Origin of the sequence: Mesorhizobium qingshengii (assembly GCF_027563465.1) — a bacterium.
In the GTDB taxonomy this organism is placed as follows: Bacteria; Pseudomonadota; Alphaproteobacteria; order Rhizobiales; family Rhizobiaceae; genus Mesorhizobium; species Mesorhizobium qingshengii_A.
The window spans coordinates 430,458-448,793 of record NZ_JAPFQA010000003.1; the positions used below are offsets into that span (position 1 = coordinate 430,458).

The 18,336-nt window shown below is 63.9% G+C and carries 19 protein-coding genes; 8 read left to right on the forward strand and 11 right to left on the reverse strand.

The genetic code is table 11. The features are described 5' to 3' along the window. Positions 1–114: 114 nt before the first annotated feature. The 5 genes from OOJ09_RS11075 to OOJ09_RS11095 all read right to left on the reverse strand — a co-directional run bounded on the left by OOJ09_RS11075 (position 115) and on the right by OOJ09_RS11095 (position 4,973). Positions 115–1,425, reverse strand: coding sequence for a hemolysin family protein (locus OOJ09_RS11075; protein ID WP_269905247.1), 1,311 nt, complete (start codon positions 1,423–1,425; stop codon positions 115–117). A 111-nt stretch (positions 1,426–1,536) separates the two neighbouring features. Next, complete coding sequence (locus OOJ09_RS11080; protein WP_269905248.1) at positions 1,537–2,244, reverse strand: LssY C-terminal domain-containing protein; 708 nt, start codon at positions 2,242–2,244, stop codon at positions 1,537–1,539. An 85-nt stretch (positions 2,245–2,329) separates the two neighbouring features. Then, a complete protein-coding gene (locus OOJ09_RS11085; protein WP_269905249.1) occupies positions 2,330–3,136 on the reverse strand; it encodes an extensin family protein in 807 nt (268 codons plus the stop codon). A 199-nt stretch (positions 3,137–3,335) separates the two neighbouring features. Continuing rightward, positions 3,336–4,361, reverse strand: coding sequence for an extensin family protein (locus tag OOJ09_RS11090; RefSeq protein ID WP_269905286.1), 1,026 nt, complete (start codon positions 4,359–4,361; stop codon positions 3,336–3,338). Positions 4,362–4,547: 186 nt separating this feature from the next. Beyond that, positions 4,548–4,973: a DUF3775 domain-containing protein gene (locus OOJ09_RS11095; RefSeq protein WP_269905250.1), complete on the reverse strand. Its 426-nt coding sequence runs from the start codon at positions 4,971–4,973 to the stop codon at positions 4,548–4,550. A 146-nt stretch (positions 4,974–5,119) separates the two neighbouring features. Here OOJ09_RS11095 and OOJ09_RS11100 point away from each other — a divergent pair, with 146 nt between their 5' ends. Then, on the forward strand, positions 5,120–5,659 hold the full coding sequence (locus OOJ09_RS11100) for a tetratricopeptide repeat protein (protein ID WP_269905251.1): 540 nt from the start codon (positions 5,120–5,122) through the stop codon (positions 5,657–5,659). 283 nt (positions 5,660–5,942) lie between these two features. Further along, complete coding sequence (gene greA / locus OOJ09_RS11105) at positions 5,943–6,416, forward strand: transcription elongation factor GreA (RefSeq protein WP_091579255.1); 474 nt, start codon at positions 5,943–5,945, stop codon at positions 6,414–6,416. A 245-nt stretch (positions 6,417–6,661) separates the two neighbouring features. On the opposite strand, the gene waaC is transcribed toward greA, so the two are convergent. Genes waaC through rfaD form a run of 3 tightly spaced genes read right to left on the reverse strand, consistent with a single transcriptional unit; the run spans position 6,662 to position 9,569 of the window. Continuing rightward, positions 6,662–7,642 carry a lipopolysaccharide heptosyltransferase I gene (waaC, locus tag OOJ09_RS11110; RefSeq protein ID WP_269905252.1) on the reverse strand — a complete coding sequence of 327 codons (981 nt, stop codon included), beginning with the start codon at positions 7,640–7,642 and terminating at the stop codon, positions 6,662–6,664. Then, positions 7,639–8,646 (reverse strand): lipopolysaccharide heptosyltransferase II, encoded by a 1,008-nt coding sequence (waaF, locus tag OOJ09_RS11115; protein ID WP_269905253.1) that lies wholly within the window; start codon positions 8,644–8,646, stop codon positions 7,639–7,641. Before waaF ends, waaC begins: the two co-directional genes overlap by 4 nt. Continuing rightward, positions 8,619–9,569, reverse strand: a complete 951-nt coding sequence (gene rfaD / locus OOJ09_RS11120; RefSeq protein WP_269905254.1) for an ADP-glyceromanno-heptose 6-epimerase — start codon at positions 9,567–9,569, stop codon at positions 8,619–8,621. The genes waaF and rfaD overlap by 28 nt, the downstream gene beginning before the upstream one ends. Before the next feature lie 157 nt (positions 9,570–9,726). Between rfaD and OOJ09_RS11125 the strand changes: the two genes are divergently transcribed. The 4 genes from OOJ09_RS11125 (at position 9,727) to gmhB (ending at position 13,198) form a co-directional block, all read left to right on the forward strand. Further along, positions 9,727–10,359: a LysE family translocator gene (locus tag OOJ09_RS11125; protein ID WP_269905255.1), complete on the forward strand. Its 633-nt coding sequence runs from the start codon at positions 9,727–9,729 to the stop codon at positions 10,357–10,359. A 122-nt stretch (positions 10,360–10,481) separates the two neighbouring features. Beyond that, positions 10,482–11,975: a D-glycero-beta-D-manno-heptose-7-phosphate kinase gene (gene rfaE1 / locus OOJ09_RS11130; RefSeq protein ID WP_269905256.1), complete on the forward strand. Its 1,494-nt coding sequence runs from the start codon at positions 10,482–10,484 to the stop codon at positions 11,973–11,975. Positions 11,976–11,982: 7 nt separating this feature from the next. Further along, positions 11,983–12,555 (forward strand): D-sedoheptulose-7-phosphate isomerase, encoded by a 573-nt coding sequence (locus tag OOJ09_RS11135; RefSeq protein WP_269905257.1) that lies wholly within the window; start codon positions 11,983–11,985, stop codon positions 12,553–12,555. After that, positions 12,548–13,198, forward strand: a complete 651-nt coding sequence (gene gmhB, locus OOJ09_RS11140) for a D-glycero-beta-D-manno-heptose 1,7-bisphosphate 7-phosphatase (RefSeq protein WP_269905258.1) — start codon at positions 12,548–12,550, stop codon at positions 13,196–13,198. Before OOJ09_RS11135 ends, gmhB begins: the two co-directional genes overlap by 8 nt. A gap of 24 nt (positions 13,199–13,222) precedes the next feature. Here gmhB and OOJ09_RS11145 read toward each other — a convergent pair whose 3' ends face one another. Both OOJ09_RS11145 and OOJ09_RS11150 read right to left on the reverse strand, forming a co-directional pair. Next, positions 13,223–14,017, reverse strand: a complete 795-nt coding sequence (locus OOJ09_RS11145; RefSeq protein WP_269905259.1) for a glycosyltransferase family 2 protein — start codon at positions 14,015–14,017, stop codon at positions 13,223–13,225. Between the two features lie 243 nt (positions 14,018–14,260). After that, positions 14,261–14,740, reverse strand: coding sequence for an Lrp/AsnC family transcriptional regulator (locus tag OOJ09_RS11150; protein ID WP_269905260.1), 480 nt, complete (start codon positions 14,738–14,740; stop codon positions 14,261–14,263). A gap of 252 nt (positions 14,741–14,992) precedes the next feature. On the opposite strand from OOJ09_RS11150, the gene trxB reads away from it, so the two are divergent. Together trxB and OOJ09_RS11160 are read left to right on the forward strand one after the other, a co-directional pair. Next, positions 14,993–15,967, forward strand: coding sequence for a thioredoxin-disulfide reductase (gene trxB, locus OOJ09_RS11155; protein WP_269905261.1), 975 nt, complete (start codon positions 14,993–14,995; stop codon positions 15,965–15,967). Positions 15,968–16,047: 80 nt separating this feature from the next. Beyond that, entirely contained in the window at positions 16,048–16,944 is an 897-nt protein-coding gene (locus tag OOJ09_RS11160) for a LysR family transcriptional regulator (protein WP_269905262.1), read from the forward strand. A gap of 81 nt (positions 16,945–17,025) precedes the next feature. Here OOJ09_RS11160 and OOJ09_RS11165 read toward each other — a convergent pair whose 3' ends face one another. Further along, positions 17,026–17,523 carry a methyltransferase family protein gene (locus OOJ09_RS11165; RefSeq protein ID WP_269905263.1) on the reverse strand — a complete coding sequence of 166 codons (498 nt, stop codon included), beginning with the start codon at positions 17,521–17,523 and terminating at the stop codon, positions 17,026–17,028. Between the last annotated feature and the right edge of the window lie 813 nt (positions 17,524–18,336).

An 18,336-nucleotide genomic window follows, 5' to 3' on the forward strand; every position in this document is an offset into this window, starting at 1 on the left:
GGTCGCGGTCGGCGGCCGCTTCCCACTCGACCGGGCCAGCGAGGCGCACCGCTGCTGGACGAGCGCCGCTCGACGGGGAAGGTCGTGCCGATGCCCTGACCTTGAGGCGGTGTTCTACCGCACCGCCTCGCGATGAGCGCTGGGCAGGCGGGTGGCGATCAGCTTGTCGATGCGGCGGCCGTCGAGGTCGACCACCTCGAAGCGCCAGCCTTGCGCATCGACGCATTCGCCGGTCGCCGGCAGGTGATGCAGGTGCGCCAGCACATAGCCCGCGACGGTCTCGTAGTCGCGGTTTTCCGGCAGGTCGATGCCGAGCACGTCGGCCATCTCGTCGGCCTGCATGTAGCCGGCGAGCAGCCATGAGCCGTCCTCGCGCTTGACGGCATTCTCCTCGTCGCCGGCATCGGTGTCCGCCCGGAACACGCCGGTGATGGCCTCGAGAATGTCGGCCGGGGTGACGATGCCTTCGAAATGGCCGTATTCGTCATGCACCAGCGCCATCGGCACGTCGGATTCCTTGAGCTTCTGCAGCACGTCCAGCGCATCGGCCTGGTCGTAGACGATGGGGGCCACGCGCGCATGCTTGCGCGGGTCGAGGGCGCGGCCGGCAAGCAGCGCGGCCAGCACGTCGCGCGTCTGGATGACGCCGACCATGACATCGACGCCGCCGTCGCCGGCAGGCAGGCGCGAATGCTGGGTTTCCATCAGCAGCTTGCGGATGGTGCTCTCGTCGGATTGCAAATTGATCCAGTCGACCTCGGTGCGCGGCGTCATCACCGCGCGCACGGCGCGGTCGCCAAGCCGCATGACGCCGGCGATCATGCGCCGTTCGTCGGATTCGATGGTGCCGTGGTGTTCCGCCTCGGCGACCAGCATCTTGATCTCCTCGTCGGTGACCTTCTCCTCGCTTTCGCCGCGCTGGCCAAGCAGCCACAGGAAAGCGCGGCCGGAGAAGTCGAGCAGGAACACCAGCGGCGCCGAAACGGTGGCAAGGATGGTCATCGCCGGGGCAGCGCGCGCGGCAACGCGCTCGGGATCGCGCAGCGCGATCTGCTTGGGCACCAGTTCGCCGACGATCAGCGAAAAATAGGTGATGATGGCAACGACGATGCCGACGCCGAGCGGATCGGCGACGGTCTCTCGTATGCCGGTCGAGGCCAGGAACTGCGCCAGCCTGTCACCCAGCGTGGCACCGGAAAACGCGCCGGAGAGGACGCCGACCAAGGTGATGCCGATCTGCACCGAGGACAGGAACTTGCCGGGATTGGAGCCAAGCTCGAGGGCACGGCCGGCGCCGTTGACGCCGCGGTCGATCATCGCCTTGAGGCGGGCCGGGCGCGATGAAACGATGGCGAGTTCGGACATCGACAAAAGGCCGTTCACGCAGATGAGGACGACCACGATAGCAATTTCGACGTATAGCATGAGGCTCAATAGCATTGCGGCGCGGTTTTCGAAAATAGACGGCCGGCATTTTTCAAGATCAAGACACGGCCATTCAGGCTGCATCGCCAAATCCTGAGTTGGCCGATCGCTCTATGGCAGCTGCGGCAACACCCCGACCATGGCCTTGCCGTCGGTGAAATAGGGATCGCCGCCGCCATTGCGGCCGGTGGTTGTCGCGCCGATGCCCGCCATGGCGCTGGTCGAGACCAATTCGCCGGCGGCATCCAGGTCGTGCATCAGAAAATCGCGTTCGGCATCGATGTCGGGTCCGATGTGATGGGTGATGGCGCCGGTGTCGTGGCTCAGCCCGACGCCTCGATCGAAGCTGGCCGAGCCCAGCCACAGCGGCCGGCCGTCATCGCCGGTCGCGCCGGTCTGCCAGAAGCGGACATGATGACGCCGGTCGGCACTGCCGCCGACCGGCTTTTCGAAGGCGAGATCCTGGGCGCGGCCCTCGAACAGCAGCCGGCTGACCGGCGCGTCGGGATAGGGGCGAGAGAACAGCACGCTTTCGCCGATATCGATCGCGGTCTTCAAGGTCACGGCATCGGCGGTGTCCCAGCCGGCGACGGCAAAGGCGTGGACAACCTCCTTCCGGGTGCCGACAAGGCCGACATTGATCGGGTCACCCGGGATGCCCTGCGGCGTGTGCGTCACCATCTCGAAGCGCTGGTTGCGAAAGCCGCGATCCCTGAATGTCCAGAATTCCGGCGCGGCGAAATAGGCGAGCGCCAGATAGGCGGTGAGCAAGGCCGCCACCCAGATTGCAACGCGTCGCCGAAGGCTTCGTTGGCCCATCATTGCCGTCCGAATGTTCCGGCATCACTCCAAGCGGTGCCCTGTCCCTCCGGCAAAGGGCACCGGCATGCTGTTGTCCGATGCTCTAGCGGCAGGCGCGATAACCGTTCTTGCGGTTCTTGATGTCGAAATGGAAATGGTTGCGGTGGTCGTAATTGTAGCCGGGGCCGAGCACCGTGGTGAAATACTGGCAGCCGTCGGCGCGCACATTGTTGAGGAAGCCACGGGTGCGGAAGGCAAACAGGCCAGGCTTGCGCACGTCGATGTCGTCGCCATTGTTGAGTTCGATGCTCATGACGTCGAGCGCATTGCCCTTGCCGTGCTCCGACAGCACGCCTTCGCCGGCAATGTTGCGGCAGGAGTAGCTGGAGCCCTGGTGGATGGTTCTGACACCGGAGAAATAGCGCCAGCGGGCGGAGGGAACGAGTTCGTTCCTCGTCCAACCGGCGAAGGTGGCGGCCATGTCGCAGGTCAACGTCGCGGCGGGCTTCATCTGGATGCTGCCGATGGCGGACACCTTTACGGGAAAGTCGATGCCGCACTGGCCCTCGTGGATCGGCGCGAGGTCGGTGTAGGCGACGTCGAGACGCTTCAATTGCTGGCGGCAGTCGGTTTCGCTGGCCGGCATCTGCTCGACCGGCGACATCGGCTCATCCATGCGCGGATAGGCGGCCTGCGTCATGTAGGGATTGGAGGGAACAAGCTTCTGCATGCCTGTGTATTGCGGCACGGCAGCGGTCTGGGAGCCGACATCGACGGCCGGCTCCAGCGACAGCACGCTGCCGGTGTTGCAGGCCGAAACCGCCGCGAGGGCAAGGCCGGCCGCCACCATCGCCGCAGGTTTCGATTGGCGCGCGGCGGCGAAAAACCCGGCGCGAAGTTTGCCAGTCATTGGCGGAATCCTATCCCCGAACCTGATCCCGATCAGGTTCTGCCTTTTGCCTGACCATGGTCTTTTCCGAAACCGGTTCCCGCTTTTCGGGATCATGGTTCAGATGTCCGGCATTTTAACGGTCAAGGGTAAAGGAAAACTCAGCGGCAGCGTTCATGCCTGCGGCCAAAATGCGGCAAGCCGTCTGCGCGGACCGTACTCATTGGCAGAACGTGCCGCCATGCCGGCGCGGCTCGAGATCGAGATGGAAATGCAGGGAATGATCGGCGTCGGCGCCCGGACCCAGCACGGTCTTGAAGGGACCGCAGGCGGCCTTGCGCACGGCGTCGAGGAATTTGCCTTCCTTCTCGGGCGGCGCCGGACCGACTTCGATGTTCTTGCCATCCGACAGCGTGAAGCTGGCGATGTCGAGCGCGTTGCCAAAGGCGTGCTCCGACAGTTTTCCGGTGCCATGGCGCGGCCGGCAGACAAAGGCCGATGCCTGGCCGATCGATTTCAGATCGGCGCCGAATTCGGCCTTCGCCGCCGGCTGGATGACATCAGCGGCAAAGCGTGCCGCCGCCTCGGCCATCGGGCAATTGAGCTCGGTGCCAGGCGCGATGGCAACCGACCTGCCGAGTGTCTTCAGCACCAGGGGATAGGGGATCGAGCAGCCGATTTCGGGGTTGCTTTCAGCCTTGTGCTCCTCGAACTCGACGCCGAGCGTCTTCAGCCGCTCCCGGCAGGCGATTTCCTCCTGCGGCATCTTCTCGCCGGGCAGATCGGCCGAGCGCGGGTCGGGGAGGATTTTCTTGTCGCCCGCATCCGCTGGCTTTTGCTGCGGCTGCGGGGCGACGGCCGGCGGCCCAACGTCAGGCCCGGCATTGGCCGGCTTCGGCGTGGGCGTCGGCGCGATGGCTGGCGGCTCTGGCTCACCTTCGCTATCGGCCGTCGGTTCGGGAAGCGCCTGCTTTTTCTGACGGGATTTTTCTTCATTGAACCGATCGGACGCGCCGGCGGTCTTGGGAACGTCCGTCTTTTGCTCATCCTGCGTCGATGAATCAGCCTTTGCCGCATCCGCCGGGCGCGGTTCGGGCACGGGAATAGCGGCGGGCGATACCACCGGTTCCTGTGTTTTCTGCGGTATCCGGTTCGGCGTGACCTGCTGGTTGCGTCGCGGTTTCAGCGGCTGCCGGCCCCGCGGGTTCAACGGCTGGTCGACCCGCGGTGTCAGCGGCTGCTCCACCCGCGGTGTCGGCGGCTTGTGATGCCTGTGACGATGTCTGGCGTCGGCCGGCACAACCAGCAGAGCCGTGACGGCCATGACCAGTGCAATCCTGCATGTTCGGGAAAAGACAAGCGACGCCATCGCCGTCAACGGCGCCAACGCTCGGAGGTTGCCTGCACGCCATCACGAACGGTAACCGCGCCGTTACGCGCCGATTGCTTCCAGCCCTTCCTCCAGCCAGTCGGCAAGCAGCGGCATGCCAAGCAGGTATTTCGCCGTGCGCCTGTTGGCGCGCTCGCGCGCCGCTGCCAGGGCGTCGGTCCATTCGGAGGCGTCATAGTCGCCGCGACCGACCCAGGCGAGCGCGACGAGTTCGGCTGCTTCATCGACATTGAGGTCGTTGATCAGCTCGCGCAACTCTTCCTCGGTGAGGTTTTCCGAACTTTCCTCGGCAAGGCCGTCATGGTGATGGTTGGCATGCGCCTCGCCATCGAGTTCGATCTCGTGTTCGGCACCATCGGCATAGTCTTCGTTGACGCCGGCGCTGAGCGCCTTGGCCTTGAGGATGAACAGGCGCACGGTGTCAGGGCCGATCGAAAGCTCCCAGTCCTTTTCAAGCCGCTGCTGCACGGGTTTTCTCCGTCGGGTCGTTTGCTGGATGATAGCGGATTTGCGGCATCCGTCACCTCGTGTTCTCCCGGACGAATTTTTTTTCGGGATGAAACGCAAGCCACCCCGCGTTAGTGTTGCATTGTCACACCTTCCAGGAGGCTTCGATGCATAAAAGAATGCTCATCCAGGCGGCGAGCGCGCTCGTCGCCCTACAGTTTCTTGCTGTTCCCGTATTCGCCGCTGGCAGTAGCAGCGGTGGCAGCGACCAGACCACCACCCAGTGCAAAAAGGGGGAAGTCTGGGACAAGAAGAAGCAGAAATGCGTGCCGCCCAAGGAAGGCATGCTGGACGACGACAGCATCTATGATGCCGGACATGCGCTGGCGATGGCCGGCCGCTATGACGAGGCGATCGCCGTGCTCAGCCTCGCCGCCAACAAGCAGGATCCGCGCATCCTGAACTATCTCGGCTATTCGCACCGCCATTCCGGCCGCGTTGCCGTCGGCCTCGGCTACTACGAGGAAGCGCTGCGCATCGATCCCAACTACACGCTGGTGCGCGAGTATCTCGGTGAAGCGCATCTGCAGATCGGCGATCTCGCCGGCGCCCGGCAGCAGTTGACGGAGATCGAAAAGCGGACCGGCAAGGGTTCGCGCGAATACGGCATGCTGGCTGAGCAGATCGACCATTTCATGAGGGGCTGATTCGCCTCCCAGGGCTCCTTGATCCGGCCGCGATTGCTCGCGGCCGGAATTTTGTTGCCGGCCGTCCGTGGTCCGCATCCGCCGTGACGGCATTTGCGAAAGCAGCGGACGATTTTTTCAAAACTGATTTTTTGGCGTGAAAAACCCGCGAAGATTGCTATATTGTGGAAAATTGCGGTGAAACGGTTCCGTTAGCCCGAGGCTGCCGGACCGTTTTCTTTTTGTACCCATCGACAAGGCTTTCCCCGAAACGCGGGGGTGGCGGCAGGAAAGGTCAGGCATCATGAACAAGGTCCCGATGACAGGCGAGGGGTTCGCGTCATTGAAGGAAGAACTGCGTTGGCGCCAGCAGGAAGAGCGGCCGCGCATCATCGAGGCGATCTCCGAAGCGCGCTCGCATGGCGACCTGTCCGAAAATGCCGAATACCACGCCGCCAAGGAGGCGCAGAGCCTCAATGAAGGCCGCGTCAACGAGCTCGAGGATTTCATCGCGCGGGCCGAGGTGATCGACGTCAGCAAGCTCAGCGGCGACAAGGTCAAGTTCGGCGCCACCGTGGTTCTCGTCGACGAGGACACCGAGGAAAAGAAGACCTACCGGATTGTCGGCGACCAGGAAGCAGACGTGAAGTCAGGCCGCATCTCGATCTCCTCGCCGATCGCGCGGGCGCTCATCGGCAAGGAAGTCGGCGACGCCATCGAGGTCAACGCACCCGGTGGTGCGAGGGGCTACGAAATCGTCCAGGTGCAGTTCATCTAGGGCACTGCGTGCGGGGGCTATTTAAGCCTAGGTTTGCGCTGCCCCTCATTGCCCTGCCGGGCATTTCTCCCCGTATAGTGACGGGGAGAAAGATGCTGTCATCGATGGTTTCGCCAAATTTCAACGGTGCAAAAGGGCGCTGGCGCAGCGCGCAGATCCCTTCTCCCCGTCACTATACGGGGAGAAGATGCCGGCAGGCGGATGAGGGGCAGCGCTAACCTTTCCGATTGAATTGATTGGATAAATTAATCGTTGCCGGCGGCGCTGACCTTAAGCTCCAGTAGTCTGTCTACTTCCGCCACCACCGCATCCGGCGTCACACGCGCCGCTGTCGAAGCCAGCAGCGTCGACGCGTATGCCCCACGTGGACCCGTCAAACCCGGTTCCGTCGCCAGGAACACCGCAACCGTCGGCAGGCCGAAGGCGCTGGCGAGGTGGGTGAGGCCGGTGTCGGCGCCGATCACCAGCGTCGAATGTCCGATGATCCCGGCAATCTCGGCAAGCGGCGATTTCGGCACCACGATCGTCGATGGTACGGCTTTGGCGATTGCTTCGGCCACGGCTTTTTCACGCTCGTTCGACCATGTGGTGACCGGGATCATTCCCCTCCCAGTCAGCAGGCGTGCGATTTCGATCCAGTCGCCGGCCGGCCATTTCTTGTCCTCGCGGCTGGTGCCGTGCAGCAGGAAAGCGGTTCTTCCGCTGACGCCGGCGATGTCGCCGGCCGGTGGTACGATGCCGGAGTCCAGCATCGACAGATCAGCCTGATAGCCGAGCGCCAGCCCGAACAACCGCCTCGTGCGTTCGATGGCGTGCAGGCCGCGCGGCACGGCGTAGCCGAATTCGTAGAACAAGGCGGCCGAAGGTTCGCGCGCGCTCGACCGGTCGAAGCCGGCAATCGGCGCGTCCGCCTGCCGCGCCACCAGGGCCGATTTCAGCAGGCCCTGCGCATCGATGACCAGGTCGTAGCGGCATTCGCGCAAGGATCGGCGCAGCGCGGCCGCCTCGCGCCAGGTACCGCCGCTGAACAGGGCCTTGCGCCAGCGCCTGATGGCGACCGTATGAATCCTGTCGATCGCCGGGTGCAGCGCCACGATGCCGGCGAATGCCTCTTCCACACACCAGTCGAAGGACACGTCCGGCCGGTTCAGGCGGGCATCCTCGACGGCTGGAAAGGTGTGGATGACATCGCCCATCGACGACGTCTTGACGATGAGGACCTTCATGCCGCGGCCGGGAGTTCCAGCAGGCGTTCCGCCGCTGCCGCGACCTGCCGGACTTCAAGCGTCTTCAGGCAGTTGAGATGGCCGAGCGGGCAGACCTTCTGGTGGCAGGGAGAGCAGGACAGGCCGAGCCAGACCAGTTCGCGGCGCTCCGCCAGCGGCGGCGTATTTTTGGGCGAGGTCGAGCCGTAGACGGCAACGATCGGCGTGCCAACGGCGGCGGCGACATGCATCAGCCCGCTGTCGTTGGACACCGCCAGCCTTGCCGCCGATATCAGGTCGATGGCGTCCTCCAGCCGCGTCTGGCCGGCAAGGTCGACAACTCCGGGTGCGAGTGCGGCGATCTCCGCCGTCACGTCGCGGTCGTTCTTCGAGCCGAACAGCGCGACCTTGAAGCCCTTGGCCATGAAGCCGCGGGCAAGGCCGGCATAGCTTTCGCTCGGCCAGCGCTTGGCCGGGCCGAACTCGGCACCAGGCATAAGCGCCACGAATTTCCGCGGCGTCAGTCCGAAACGATCGAGCAAGGCGGTCTGGTTGTTCGTATCCACGGTTAGCCTGGGCGCCCGGAAACTGCCGCCCTGGGCGAGGCCGAAATAGGCCTGCGCGGTGCGTCGTTTGATGCTGTCGGGCAGCGGCACGATGTCGGTCAGCAGGCCATAGCGCATTTCGCGCAAATTGCCGAAACGGCGTGGAATGCGGGCAAAGAACGGGATCAGCGCCGATTTCCAGCTTCCCGGCAGGACATAGGCCATGTCGTAGCGGCCGCGCAGCAGGCGGCCGAAGCGACGGCGAATGGTGAATTCGAGCGCGCCGGGTTTCAGCGGGAAATCGATCTGCTGGCGTATTTCGGGCATGCGCTTGACCAGCGGCGCGGCCCAGGCCGGCGCCAGCACATCGATCGCGGCATTGGGATGCAGCTCTCTCAGCGCCGAGAACAGGCACTGCGCCATCACCATGTCGCCCACCCAGCGTGGGCCGATCACGAGGATCGTTGGGCTTTCAGCCATTCGACATAGTCTCTGACGCCGGTTTCCACTGTTCGAAATTGGCCATTGTAACCGGCCGCGCGCAAGCGGGACATATCAGCTTGCGTAAAGCTCTGGTAGCTGCCCTTGAGGTGATCGGGGAATTCGATGAACTCGATCTCGCCTTTGCCGAGGGTGTCGATGACCGTCTCGGCGATGGCGCGGAAGGGCTGGGCGCGGCCGGTGCCGCAATTGAAGATGCCGTTCGAGCCGCGTTTCCACAGCCACAGATTGACGTCGGCGACATCGCCGACATGGATGAAGTCGCGGCTCTGCTCGCCCGGTCCGAAGCCATCATAGGCACCGAACAGTTTCGGATTCTCGCCCCGTTCGACCTGGTTGAACAGATGGAAGGCGACCGAGGCCATGGCGCCCTTGTGCGCCTCGCGCGGGCCATAGACGTTGAAATAGCGCAGGCCCGCGACCTGCGAATGATCGGTGTCGAAGACGGTGCGCCTGACATAGTCGTCGAACAGCTTCTTGGAGTAGGCGTAGACGTTGAGCGGCCGCTCGAGCGCCGGGTCCTCGCGAAACTCGGAACCGCCGCCGTAGACGGAAGCGGAGGAGGCGTAGAGGAAGGGTACGCGCAACGCCTGGCAGGCGTGCAACAGCCGCTTCGAGAAGGCGTAATTCACCTCCATCATGAACTTGCCGTTCCATTCGGTGGTGGTCGAGCAGGCGCCCTGGTGGAAGACGGCCTCGATGCGGCCAAGTTCGCCGGCTTCGAGACGGGCCAGGAAATCGTCCTTGTCGAGATAGTCGGTGATGCTGAGATCAGCGAGATTGGCGATCTTGTGGCCGTCGGTGAGGTCGTCGACAACCAGGATGTCGTCATGGCCTTCGGCATTGAGCGCGGCGACGATGTTTGAGCCGATCATGCCGGCGCCGCCCGTGACGATGATCATGAAGGCCTCTGGTTGGCTGCGATTCCGGTCCTTATAAGGGACGCCGGCCGGGCTGTCGACAAAGCAGGCGCGAACGCCGGAGCCGCCGCCACAGTGGCGCCGCAAAGCTTTCGCTCAGTCGGGACCCGCCGGCTCGGCCGATCGTGAGGGACAGAGAATGCCGTCGACCGAACTGCTCATCGCTTTTTTCGCCACCACGGCGATCTTCGCCTACATCCCTGGCCCGGCCATGCTCTACGCCGCCGCGCAGACGATGGCGCGTGGCCGCTGGTCGGGGCTGACGGCAGCACTTGGCATTCATCTCGGCGGCTATGTGCATGTCTTCGCGGCAGCCGCCGGGTTGTCGGTGCTGTTCCACGCCGTGCCGCCGCTCTACATGGCGGTCAAGCTGGTCGGCGCGCTCTATCTGATCTGGCTCGGCATCTCCTTGTTCCGCAAGCGCGTGGATGGCGATGCGGCGCTGCCCGCGATCGAGCGGAAATCGGCCCGTCGCGCCTTTTTCGAGAGCATCACCGTCGAGGTGCTCAATCCGAAGACAGCGATCTTCTTCATGGCATTCCTGCCGCAGTTCATCGATGCCTCGGCGGCGTTTCCGGTCTGGCTGCAGTTCGTCGTGCTCGGAACCATCGTCAATCTGATGTTCTCCTCGGCGGATGTCGTCTGCGTGTTCCTGGCGGGCGCCGTGATCGGCCGGCTGCGGCGCTCCAGCCGCGCACAGCGCCTGATGCAGCGGGCCGGCGGCGCGGTGCTGGTCGGGCTCGGCGTCCACGTCGCCTTGCAGAAGAGCTGACGCGGCGAGCCGCCGTTGCGCCGGCTTGAATTGCGGTATATCGGCATCGCCATGAAACGACCGGTCCCGCCAACCGACCCAAAACATTCCAGACACGGGTTTTCCAGCGCGTTGCAGATGACATGATCAAGCACAATCCGCCTTCGCCCGAACCCTTGCACCGAGCCATTGCGCGCTTCGGCAATATCGCCGTCCTGGTGGTCGGTGACCTGATCCTCGACCGTTTCGTCAATGGCGTGATCGAGCGGATCTCGCCGGAAGCGCCGATCCCCGTGCTGCACGGGCGCGGCGAAACCTCGGCCATTGGTGGCGCCGGCAATGTCGTGGCCAACATCATCTCGCTTGGGGCTCGTGCCATTCCGGTGTCGGTGATCGGCACCGACGCGGCCGGCGACAGCCTGATGCGAATGCTTGGCGAGCTTGGCGCCGACACGGCGGGCCTGGCGCAGGAGCGCGGCCGCATGACGTCGTCGAAGAGCCGGTTCAGCGCGCTCAACCAGCAGGTGCTGCGCTTCGACGAGGAGGAGATCAAGCCGCTCGGCGAAGCGGAGCGGGCAGGCCTGGTTGGCCATTTCCGCGCGGCACTCAAGCGTGCCGACATTGTCATCCTGTCCGACTACGGCAAGGGCATCCTGCTCGACGGCGTCGCCGGCGAACTGATCGCCATCTGCCGAGAGGCGGGCAAGCCGGTGCTGGTCGACCCGAAAGGCCGCGACTATGCGCGCTATGCCGGGGCAACCGCCATCACCCCCAATCGCAAGGAGCTTGGCGAGGCCGTCGGCCATGCGCTGTTTGCCGACGACGAGATCGTGGCCGCGGCCCGCCAGCTGATTTCGGCGCACGGCTTCGACTTCGTCGTCGCGACACGCAGCGAAAAGGGCATGAGCGTGATCGGCCCAACCGAGGCGCGCCACATCGCCACCCAGGCGCGTGAGGTGTTCGATGTCTCGGGCGCCGGCGATACGGTGATCGCGAGCTTCGCGCTGGCGCTGGCGGCGGGTGCCGATCCTGTCGCGGCGGCCTCGATCGCTAACGCCGCTGGCGGCGTCGTGGTGGGAAAGCGCGGCACCGCGCGGCTGACGGTCGAGGAACTCACCGGCGCGCTGTTCCGCTCGCACGGACCGACCGCCCACAAGGACGCCATCCTCGATGCCACATCAGCCGCGCGCATGGTGGCGGCATGGAAGGAAGAGGGTCTGAGCGTCGGCTTCACCAATGGCTGCTTCGACATCCTGCATGCCGGCCATGTCAGCCTGCTGCACGCGGCGCGCAGCCAGTGCGACCGGCTGGTGCTCGGCCTCAACAGCGATGCCTCGGTACGACGGCTGAAGGGCGCGGGGCGGCCGGTCAACGACCAGCATGATCGCGCCTGCGTGCTTGCAGCCCTGGCCTCGGTCGATGCGGTCGTGGTGTTCGATGAGGACACGCCGCTGGCGCTGATCGAAGCCTTGCTGCCCGACATACTGGTCAAGGGCGCCGACTATACGATCGACACCGTGGTCGGCGCCGATGTGGTGCAGAAGGCCGGCGGGCGCGTCGTGCTGGTCGATCTCGTCGCCGGCAAGAGCACCACCAGCACGATCGGCAAACTGCGCGCCGGCGGCACCACAAACTGAGGTTTTCATGTCTGAACTGAACGATTATCTGGTCCGCTCGGCGGCTGCCATCGACGCCATGGTCGAGCGCGACCTGACCAGCGAGATGGAGCGGGCGGTGAGCGCCGTCGTAACGGCGCTTTCGTCGGGGAAAGCCTTCCTGATCTGCGGCAATGGCGGCTCGGCCAGCGATGCCATCCACATCGCCGGCGAACTGGTCGGCCGCTTTCTCAAGGAGCGCAAGGCCTACAATGTCATCGCGCTGCCGGCCAATGCCTCCGTGCTGACCGCCTGGGGCAATGACTACGGCTTCGACACCGTGTTTTCGCGCCAGGTCGAGGCGCATGGCTCGGCGGGCGGCGTGTTGCTGGCGATCTCGACCAGCGGCAATTCGCCGAGCATCCTGGCCGCCGCCGAACAGGCGCGAATGATGGATATGACGGTTATCGGACTGACCGGCGACACCGGCGGCAAGCTCAAGCCGCTGTGCGACATCCTGCTCAACGTGCCGTCGACCTCGACGCCGATCATCCAGCAAGGGCATCTGTGCCTCTACCACCATCTATGCGAGGTGGTCGAAGCGCGCCTCAGCAATGGCTGACAAGTTCGGGACGGCGCACCCGCTGACCGAGCCGGGCGTATGGGTCGAGCGGATCGGTGACCGGGTTTTCCCGGGGCGCCTGCCGGCGCTGTTCCTCGACCGTGACGGCACCATCAATGTCGATACCGACTACCCCAGCAACCCGGATGAGATCGTGCTGCGCGACGATATCGTGCCAACGATCGCAGCCGCCAACCGGGCCGGCATCCCGGTTGTCGTGGTCACCAACCAGTCCGGCATTGCGCGCGGCTATTTCGGCTGGAGTGTCTTCGCCGACGTGAACGGCCGCGTGCTCGAACTGTTGCGCGACCAGAGCGTGTTCGTCGACATGGTGCTTGCCTGTGCCTACCACGAGGCGGGCGTCGGACCGCTCGCCCTTGCCGACCATCCGATGCGCAAGCCCAATCCGGGGATGCTGATCGAGGCGGCGAAGCGCCTAGACCTCGATCTGCGGCGATCCCTGATCGTCGGCGACAAGCTGGCCGACATGCAGGCAGGGCGGCGCGCCGGCCTCGCGCAAGGCTGGCTGGTCGATGGCGAGGCGGCGGTTCAGTCCGGCTTTGCCATCAGGCCCTTGCGCGGCAGCAGCGACCTCGGCGGCCTGCTTGCCGCCATCGAAACGCTCGTTCGGGCGCCGGACTAACCGATCAGGACCCGGCCTGACGGCTCAAGCCGGATCGTTGCCTTGCGAAGCTTCATACAGTTTGGCCTCGGTGGCATAGGAATAAATCATCACCGACATCGAGTAGATGAAACCATGCCGGCCGCACAGGAAGTAGCGCTTGGCCAGGTAGAACTTCAGGAAGTTGCCGAGCGGCGACAAGACCAGCCGTACAAGGCCCGGTTTCTTGCCCCTGTCGACCAGCGTCGCAACCTTGAGGCTGGAGTAAGCGTTGGCGCGGGCAAGGTCCTCCTCGACCGATATTTCGCGGCGATGCAGCAAGACGCCGCTCTCGATCGTGCTGGTCTCGCCCGGCACGCCGAAGGATTCATGCACGCGAGCGCTCAGATCCAGGGTGGCGCCTTCGCGGCGAAAAAGTCGCAGCAGCCTGTTGTGCAGCACCCAGCGATGCGCGTAGCCGTAGCCCTTCAGCCAATCGCGGCGGCGGATGTACCATCCGCCCATGCTGTCGCTCGCTGTCCGCGTCGCGGTGATGATTGACTGCCGCAGCCGGTCGTCGACCCGCTCGTCGGGATCGATCGAAAGACACCAGGGCTGGGTGGCGTGTTCGAGCGCGAATTGCCTCTGACGAGGAAAACCCGGCCAGTCATTGTGCAACAGCCTTATCGGGTAGCCCCTGGCGATGTAGCTTTGCACGCATTCGATGGTGCCGTCCGTCGAACCGGAATCGACGATGATGATCTCGGCGCAGAAGTCGATGCTTTCCAGGCATGGGCCGATCATGTCGGCCTCGTTCACGCAGATAATAAGCGCCGAGACCGGGCTTGCAAATCGAGTCATGGTCCCCTTCCCATGGCGGATTGTCCGCGGAATCTACGCTGCTTGCGCCACCTATCCTTACGCAATTCCGGACGGAAAACCGTTACACAGTTTTCCTGGAATTGCTTTAGGAAACCGATCAGGCGGCAAGCCGGACAGCGCCATCCAGCCTTCTACACGAGCGTCTGTCGGATACCAACGCGGCGCCGGTGTGGCGAAACGCCGGAATTCACACCGGCTCGCGCGCCGGCGGTTCGACCGGTCTCAAGGCCGCTCGAACGAGACCAGCCCTTCGTCCTTGACCCGGCGGATGGTGAGCGCGGTGCGCACCGTGTCGACATTCGGGGTAGAAGTCAGTTCCTCGATGACGAAGGTCTGGAAGGCGCCGAGGTCGCTTGCCACGCAATGCAGCAGGAAATCGGATTCGCCCGACACCATCCAGGCGTCGCGCACGATCGGCCAGCCGCGCGTGCGCTCGGCAAAGGTGCGCAACTCGGCATCGGACTGGTGATGCAGCCCGACCAGGCAGAAGGCGACGACATCGAGGCCGAGCGCCGGCGCGTTGAGCAGCGCGCGGTAGCCGCGAATGATGCCGGTTTCCTCCAGTCGCTTGACGCGGCGCAGGCAGGGCGGCGCCGAAATGCCGACGCGGTTCGACAGTTCGACATTCGTCATGCGCCCATCGGCCTGGAGCTCGCGCAGGATCTTCCAGTCGATGGCGTCGAGGTCGGCCTTGAGCGGCATGAGGGTTCTCGAGAAGTCAGGAGCATCACGAAAGAATCTTGCGTGATTTTGTAATTAAACGACTTCGCTGTCCATTCCATCCCTCGCCCGGAATATTTCGGAGGATCAAGGCGGGAGACAGGGTGCGACAAAGCTTTCCGGGGACGAACGCCAACTTGCCTTGCTGGCGTCGCAGGCAACACTTACATTACGCGCGATATCGACGAGTTTTCCATGCCGCAATTGCCGGCAGTCCTCCGCAGAGGCTTCCAGATGACCACCAAGCACGCGCCCGTTCTCATCATCGGTTCCGGCCCGGCCGGCTATACGGCGGCGGTCTATGCTGCCCGCGCCATGCTGAAGCCGATGCTGGTGGCCGGCCTGCAGCAGGGCGGCCAGCTGATGATCACCACCGACGTCGAGAACTATCCCGGTTTCGCCGACCCCATCCAGGGTCCCTGGCTGATGGAGCAGATGCTGAAGCAGGCCGAGCATGTCGGCACCGACATCATCAACGACATCATCACCGAGGTCGACCTCAACGTACGGCCGTTCCGCGCCAAGGGCGATTCCGGCACCACCTACACCGCCGATGCGCTGATCATCGCCACCGGCGCGCAAGCCAAATGGCTGGGCATCCCGACCGAGCAGACCTTCATGGGCTTCGGCGTCTCGGCCTGCGCCACCTGCGACGGTTTCTTCTATCGCGGCAAGGATGTCGCCGTGATCGGCGGCGGCAATTCGGCGGTGGAAGAAGCGCTCTATCTGTCGAATCTCGCCAGGAGCGTCACGGTCATCCATCGGCGCAGCGACTTCCGCGCCGAGCGCATCCTGCGCGAACGGCTGCTGAAGAAGGACAATGTCCGCGTCATCTGGGACACTGTGGTCGACGAGATCACCGGCCGCCCCGGCAAGGCGCCGCTGCCGCCCTCGGTCGAAGGGCTGAAACTGCGCAATGCGGTGACCGGCGTCGAAACGCATCTCAAGGTCGACGGCGTGTTCGTGGCGATCGGCCACGCGCCGGCGGTCGAGCTGTTCGTCGGCAAGCTGAAGCAGAAGCCCAACGGCTATCTGTGGACGGCACCGGATTCGACCCGCACCGATGTGCCCGGCGTGTTCGCGGCCGGCGACGTCACCGACGATGTCTACCGCCAGGCGGTGACGGCGGCGGGACTCGGCTGCATGGCCGCGCTCGAGGCGGAAAAGTATCTGGCCGGCATCGAGGTGCACCGCGAAGCGGCGGAGTAGAGAGTTCAGAAAACGGCTGAGAGACGCCGTGTAAAAGCCTGATTTTTCATTCAGACGCCAAAAACAGAACGAGGGGTATCATGGCGTTGGATTGGGACAAGCTACGCGTGTTTCACGCTGCGGCGGAAGCGGGGTCGTTTACCCATGCGGCCGAGACTTTGCATTTGTCGCAATCGGCGATCTCGCGGCAGGTCAGCGCGCTCGAGCATGATGTCGGCGTGCCGCTGTTCAACCGCCATGCCCGCGGCCTGGTGCTGACCGAACAGGGCGAAATGCTGTTCCGCACGGCGCATGACGTGCTGATGAAGCTCGAAACGATCAAGTCGCGGCTGACCGAGACCAAGGACCGTCCCTCGGGCGTGCTCAGGGTGACGACGACGGTCGGGCTGGGTGCTGGCTGGCTGACCGAGCGCGTGCAGGAATTCATCGAACTCTATCCTGAAATCAGCCTGCAACTGATCCTCGCCAATGAGGAACTCGACCTCACCATGCGCCAGGCCGATTGCGCTATCCGGCTGCGCCAGCCGCAGCAGCCGGACCTCATCCAGCGCCGCCTGTTCACCGTGCATTTCCACCTTTACGCGGCTCCCTCCTATGTGGCCAAATACGGCAAGCCGGCTTCGGTCGCCGAGCTGAAGAACCATCGCATCGTCACCTTCGGCGTGCCGGTGCCGTCGCATCTGTCGGAGCTGAACTGGCTGGAGACGGTCGGCGATTTCGAAGGCGGGCAAAGAGTGCCGACGCTGCAGATCAACGACATATTGTCGATCAAGCGTGCCGTGGAGGGCGGAGCCGGCATCGCCATGCTGCCCGACTATGTGATCAGCAAGGATTCCGGCTTGGTGCAGTTGCTGCCGGAGACCGAGGTGCCGTCCTTCGACACCTATTTCGCCTATCCCGACGCGATGAAGAACCAGGCCAAGCTGCATGTGTTCCGGGATTTTATCATTGCGAAGGCCAGAAGCTGGTCGTTCTGAGGGCGTGTCGCTGTTCAGATGATGCCGGCCTGACCTGAAAGCCCGACATGCCCTCAAACGGCGCTGCTGCTTTTCTTCAGCTCAGCCCCGCCATGGCGTCAAGCGTGGCAGCCAGCCGGGCACGGCACGGCGATAGGTTTCGTATTCGGAGCCGTAGCGACGGGCAAGCGTCGGCTCTTCGTAGAACCTCACGAAGGAGGTCATGACCGCAGCCGCAATGACTGCATAGGCGGCGAGCGTCCAGCTCAAGAAAAGCAGCGCCTGGCCCAGGATGATCGACAGCACAGCGATATACATCGGGTTGCGGACATGGCGGTAGATGCCGCCGATCACCAGCTTCTCGGTCGGCGCCACCGGCGCGGGCGTGCCCAGCCCCTCAAGCGCGAAGCGGGCGAAGGCGTGGAGCAGCACCGCTACCGCCGCGACGATCAGCAGCCCGCCAATCGGGACAAGGCCCGGCAGCCTCGACCATGGCAGCCTCCAGCGATCGGTCAGCAGCCAAGGTACCAGACCGGCAACCACGCCAGGCGCCGCGATGAAGAAGGCCGCACTGCCGGCGATCGCCGAAAAAGTCCGCATTGGGGCTTCCTCCCTGATTGCCTGAGAAATGAACGCCTGCTGCCCGATTCAACGCCATTGCGAAGTTTTGGCATTTTGGGGCAAAAACCGGTCGTGATTTGCGATTCTGTAGTGATGATCGTCCTGTCCAGCGCTCCGTTTCGGGATTTTTGCTGGTCCTATTGGCGCCAGTTTTGGGTTAGACCACAGCCTGCGTCTTTTTGCATGCGTGTGTTGCAAAATAGATGCTTGTTTCTTGGGCATGATGAGCACATATGTAGATCATCTCTGGGGCGCGTTCTCCTCCCATTAGCGCCCTTGAGTGTTCCCCTCTGGAGGTTAGCCTTAACAGGCACTTCCAATCAAACTCAGCCGGATCTTCGTTGATCCGGCTTTTTTGTTGCCTGCGTCCTGTCGGCACCGCTGAAAAGTCCAACAGAATTGCCACGTAACAGTGACATGTAACCTCTGGTAACATGTCGCGGGCGCTGGTCGCGTGCTATGCAGATCATAGGACGCGGTGTGGTTCGGACGGGAGATGGGGGCATCACTCGGACGGGCCCGGGCTCAGGCGGCTACCGCGTCCCAACCATTCTTCCGCCGAAGCTTGGCGGCACCAGGTGCGGCGGACCTGCCGTTTTTACCTCCCAGGAAAACGGTCCGCGATAAAACGACGTCCGGTTTCCGCTGGGCGTCGTTTTCATTCAAGGCGCGTCGCGCCGAGACAGGTTCAGTCGACTCGCCTTAAACTTTTGTTTTCATGCATCTCGTTGTCGCAAGACCGCTGCGCACTTTGGGGCGACAGGCGTTGCCCCCTCGAACCGAGGTTCGAGG

Excerpts from the sequence above, each read along its gene's own strand:
- OOJ09_RS11085 (WP_269905249.1), bottom strand. The coding sequence starts at position 3,136 with ATGACTGGCAAACTTCGCGCCGGGTTTTTCGCCGCCGCGCGCCAATCG.
- rfaE1 (WP_269905256.1), top strand. The coding sequence starts at position 10,482 with ATGATCAAGCACAATCCGCCTTCGCCCGAACCCTTGCACCGAGCCATT.
- gmhB (WP_269905258.1), top strand. The coding sequence starts at position 12,548 with ATGGCTGACAAGTTCGGGACGGCGCACCCGCTGACCGAGCCGGGCGTA.
- OOJ09_RS11075 (WP_269905247.1), bottom strand. The coding sequence starts at position 1,425 with ATGCTATACGTCGAAATTGCTATCGTGGTCGTCCTCATCTGCGTGAAC.
- waaF (WP_269905253.1), bottom strand. The coding sequence starts at position 8,646 with ATGGCTGAAAGCCCAACGATCCTCGTGATCGGCCCACGCTGGGTGGGC.
- trxB (WP_269905261.1), top strand. The coding sequence starts at position 14,993 with ATGACCACCAAGCACGCGCCCGTTCTCATCATCGGTTCCGGCCCGGCC.
- OOJ09_RS11145 (WP_269905259.1), bottom strand. The coding sequence starts at position 14,017 with ATGACTCGATTTGCAAGCCCGGTCTCGGCGCTTATTATCTGCGTGAAC.
- waaC (WP_269905252.1), bottom strand. The coding sequence starts at position 7,642 with ATGAAGGTCCTCATCGTCAAGACGTCGTCGATGGGCGATGTCATCCAC.
- OOJ09_RS11080 (WP_269905248.1), bottom strand. The coding sequence starts at position 2,244 with ATGGGCCAACGAAGCCTTCGGCGACGCGTTGCAATCTGGGTGGCGGCC.
- greA (WP_091579255.1), top strand. The coding sequence starts at position 5,943 with ATGAACAAGGTCCCGATGACAGGCGAGGGGTTCGCGTCATTGAAGGAA.
- OOJ09_RS11150 (WP_269905260.1), bottom strand. The coding sequence starts at position 14,740 with ATGCCGCTCAAGGCCGACCTCGACGCCATCGACTGGAAGATCCTGCGC.
- OOJ09_RS11165 (WP_269905263.1), bottom strand. The coding sequence starts at position 17,523 with ATGCGGACTTTTTCGGCGATCGCCGGCAGTGCGGCCTTCTTCATCGCG.
- rfaD (WP_269905254.1), bottom strand. The coding sequence starts at position 9,569 with ATGATCATCGTCACGGGCGGCGCCGGCATGATCGGCTCAAACATCGTC.
- OOJ09_RS11160 (WP_269905262.1), top strand. The coding sequence starts at position 16,048 with ATGGCGTTGGATTGGGACAAGCTACGCGTGTTTCACGCTGCGGCGGAA.
- OOJ09_RS11125 (WP_269905255.1), top strand. The coding sequence starts at position 9,727 with ATGCCGTCGACCGAACTGCTCATCGCTTTTTTCGCCACCACGGCGATC.
- OOJ09_RS11135 (WP_269905257.1), top strand. The coding sequence starts at position 11,983 with ATGTCTGAACTGAACGATTATCTGGTCCGCTCGGCGGCTGCCATCGAC.
- OOJ09_RS11100 (WP_269905251.1), top strand. The coding sequence starts at position 5,120 with ATGCATAAAAGAATGCTCATCCAGGCGGCGAGCGCGCTCGTCGCCCTA.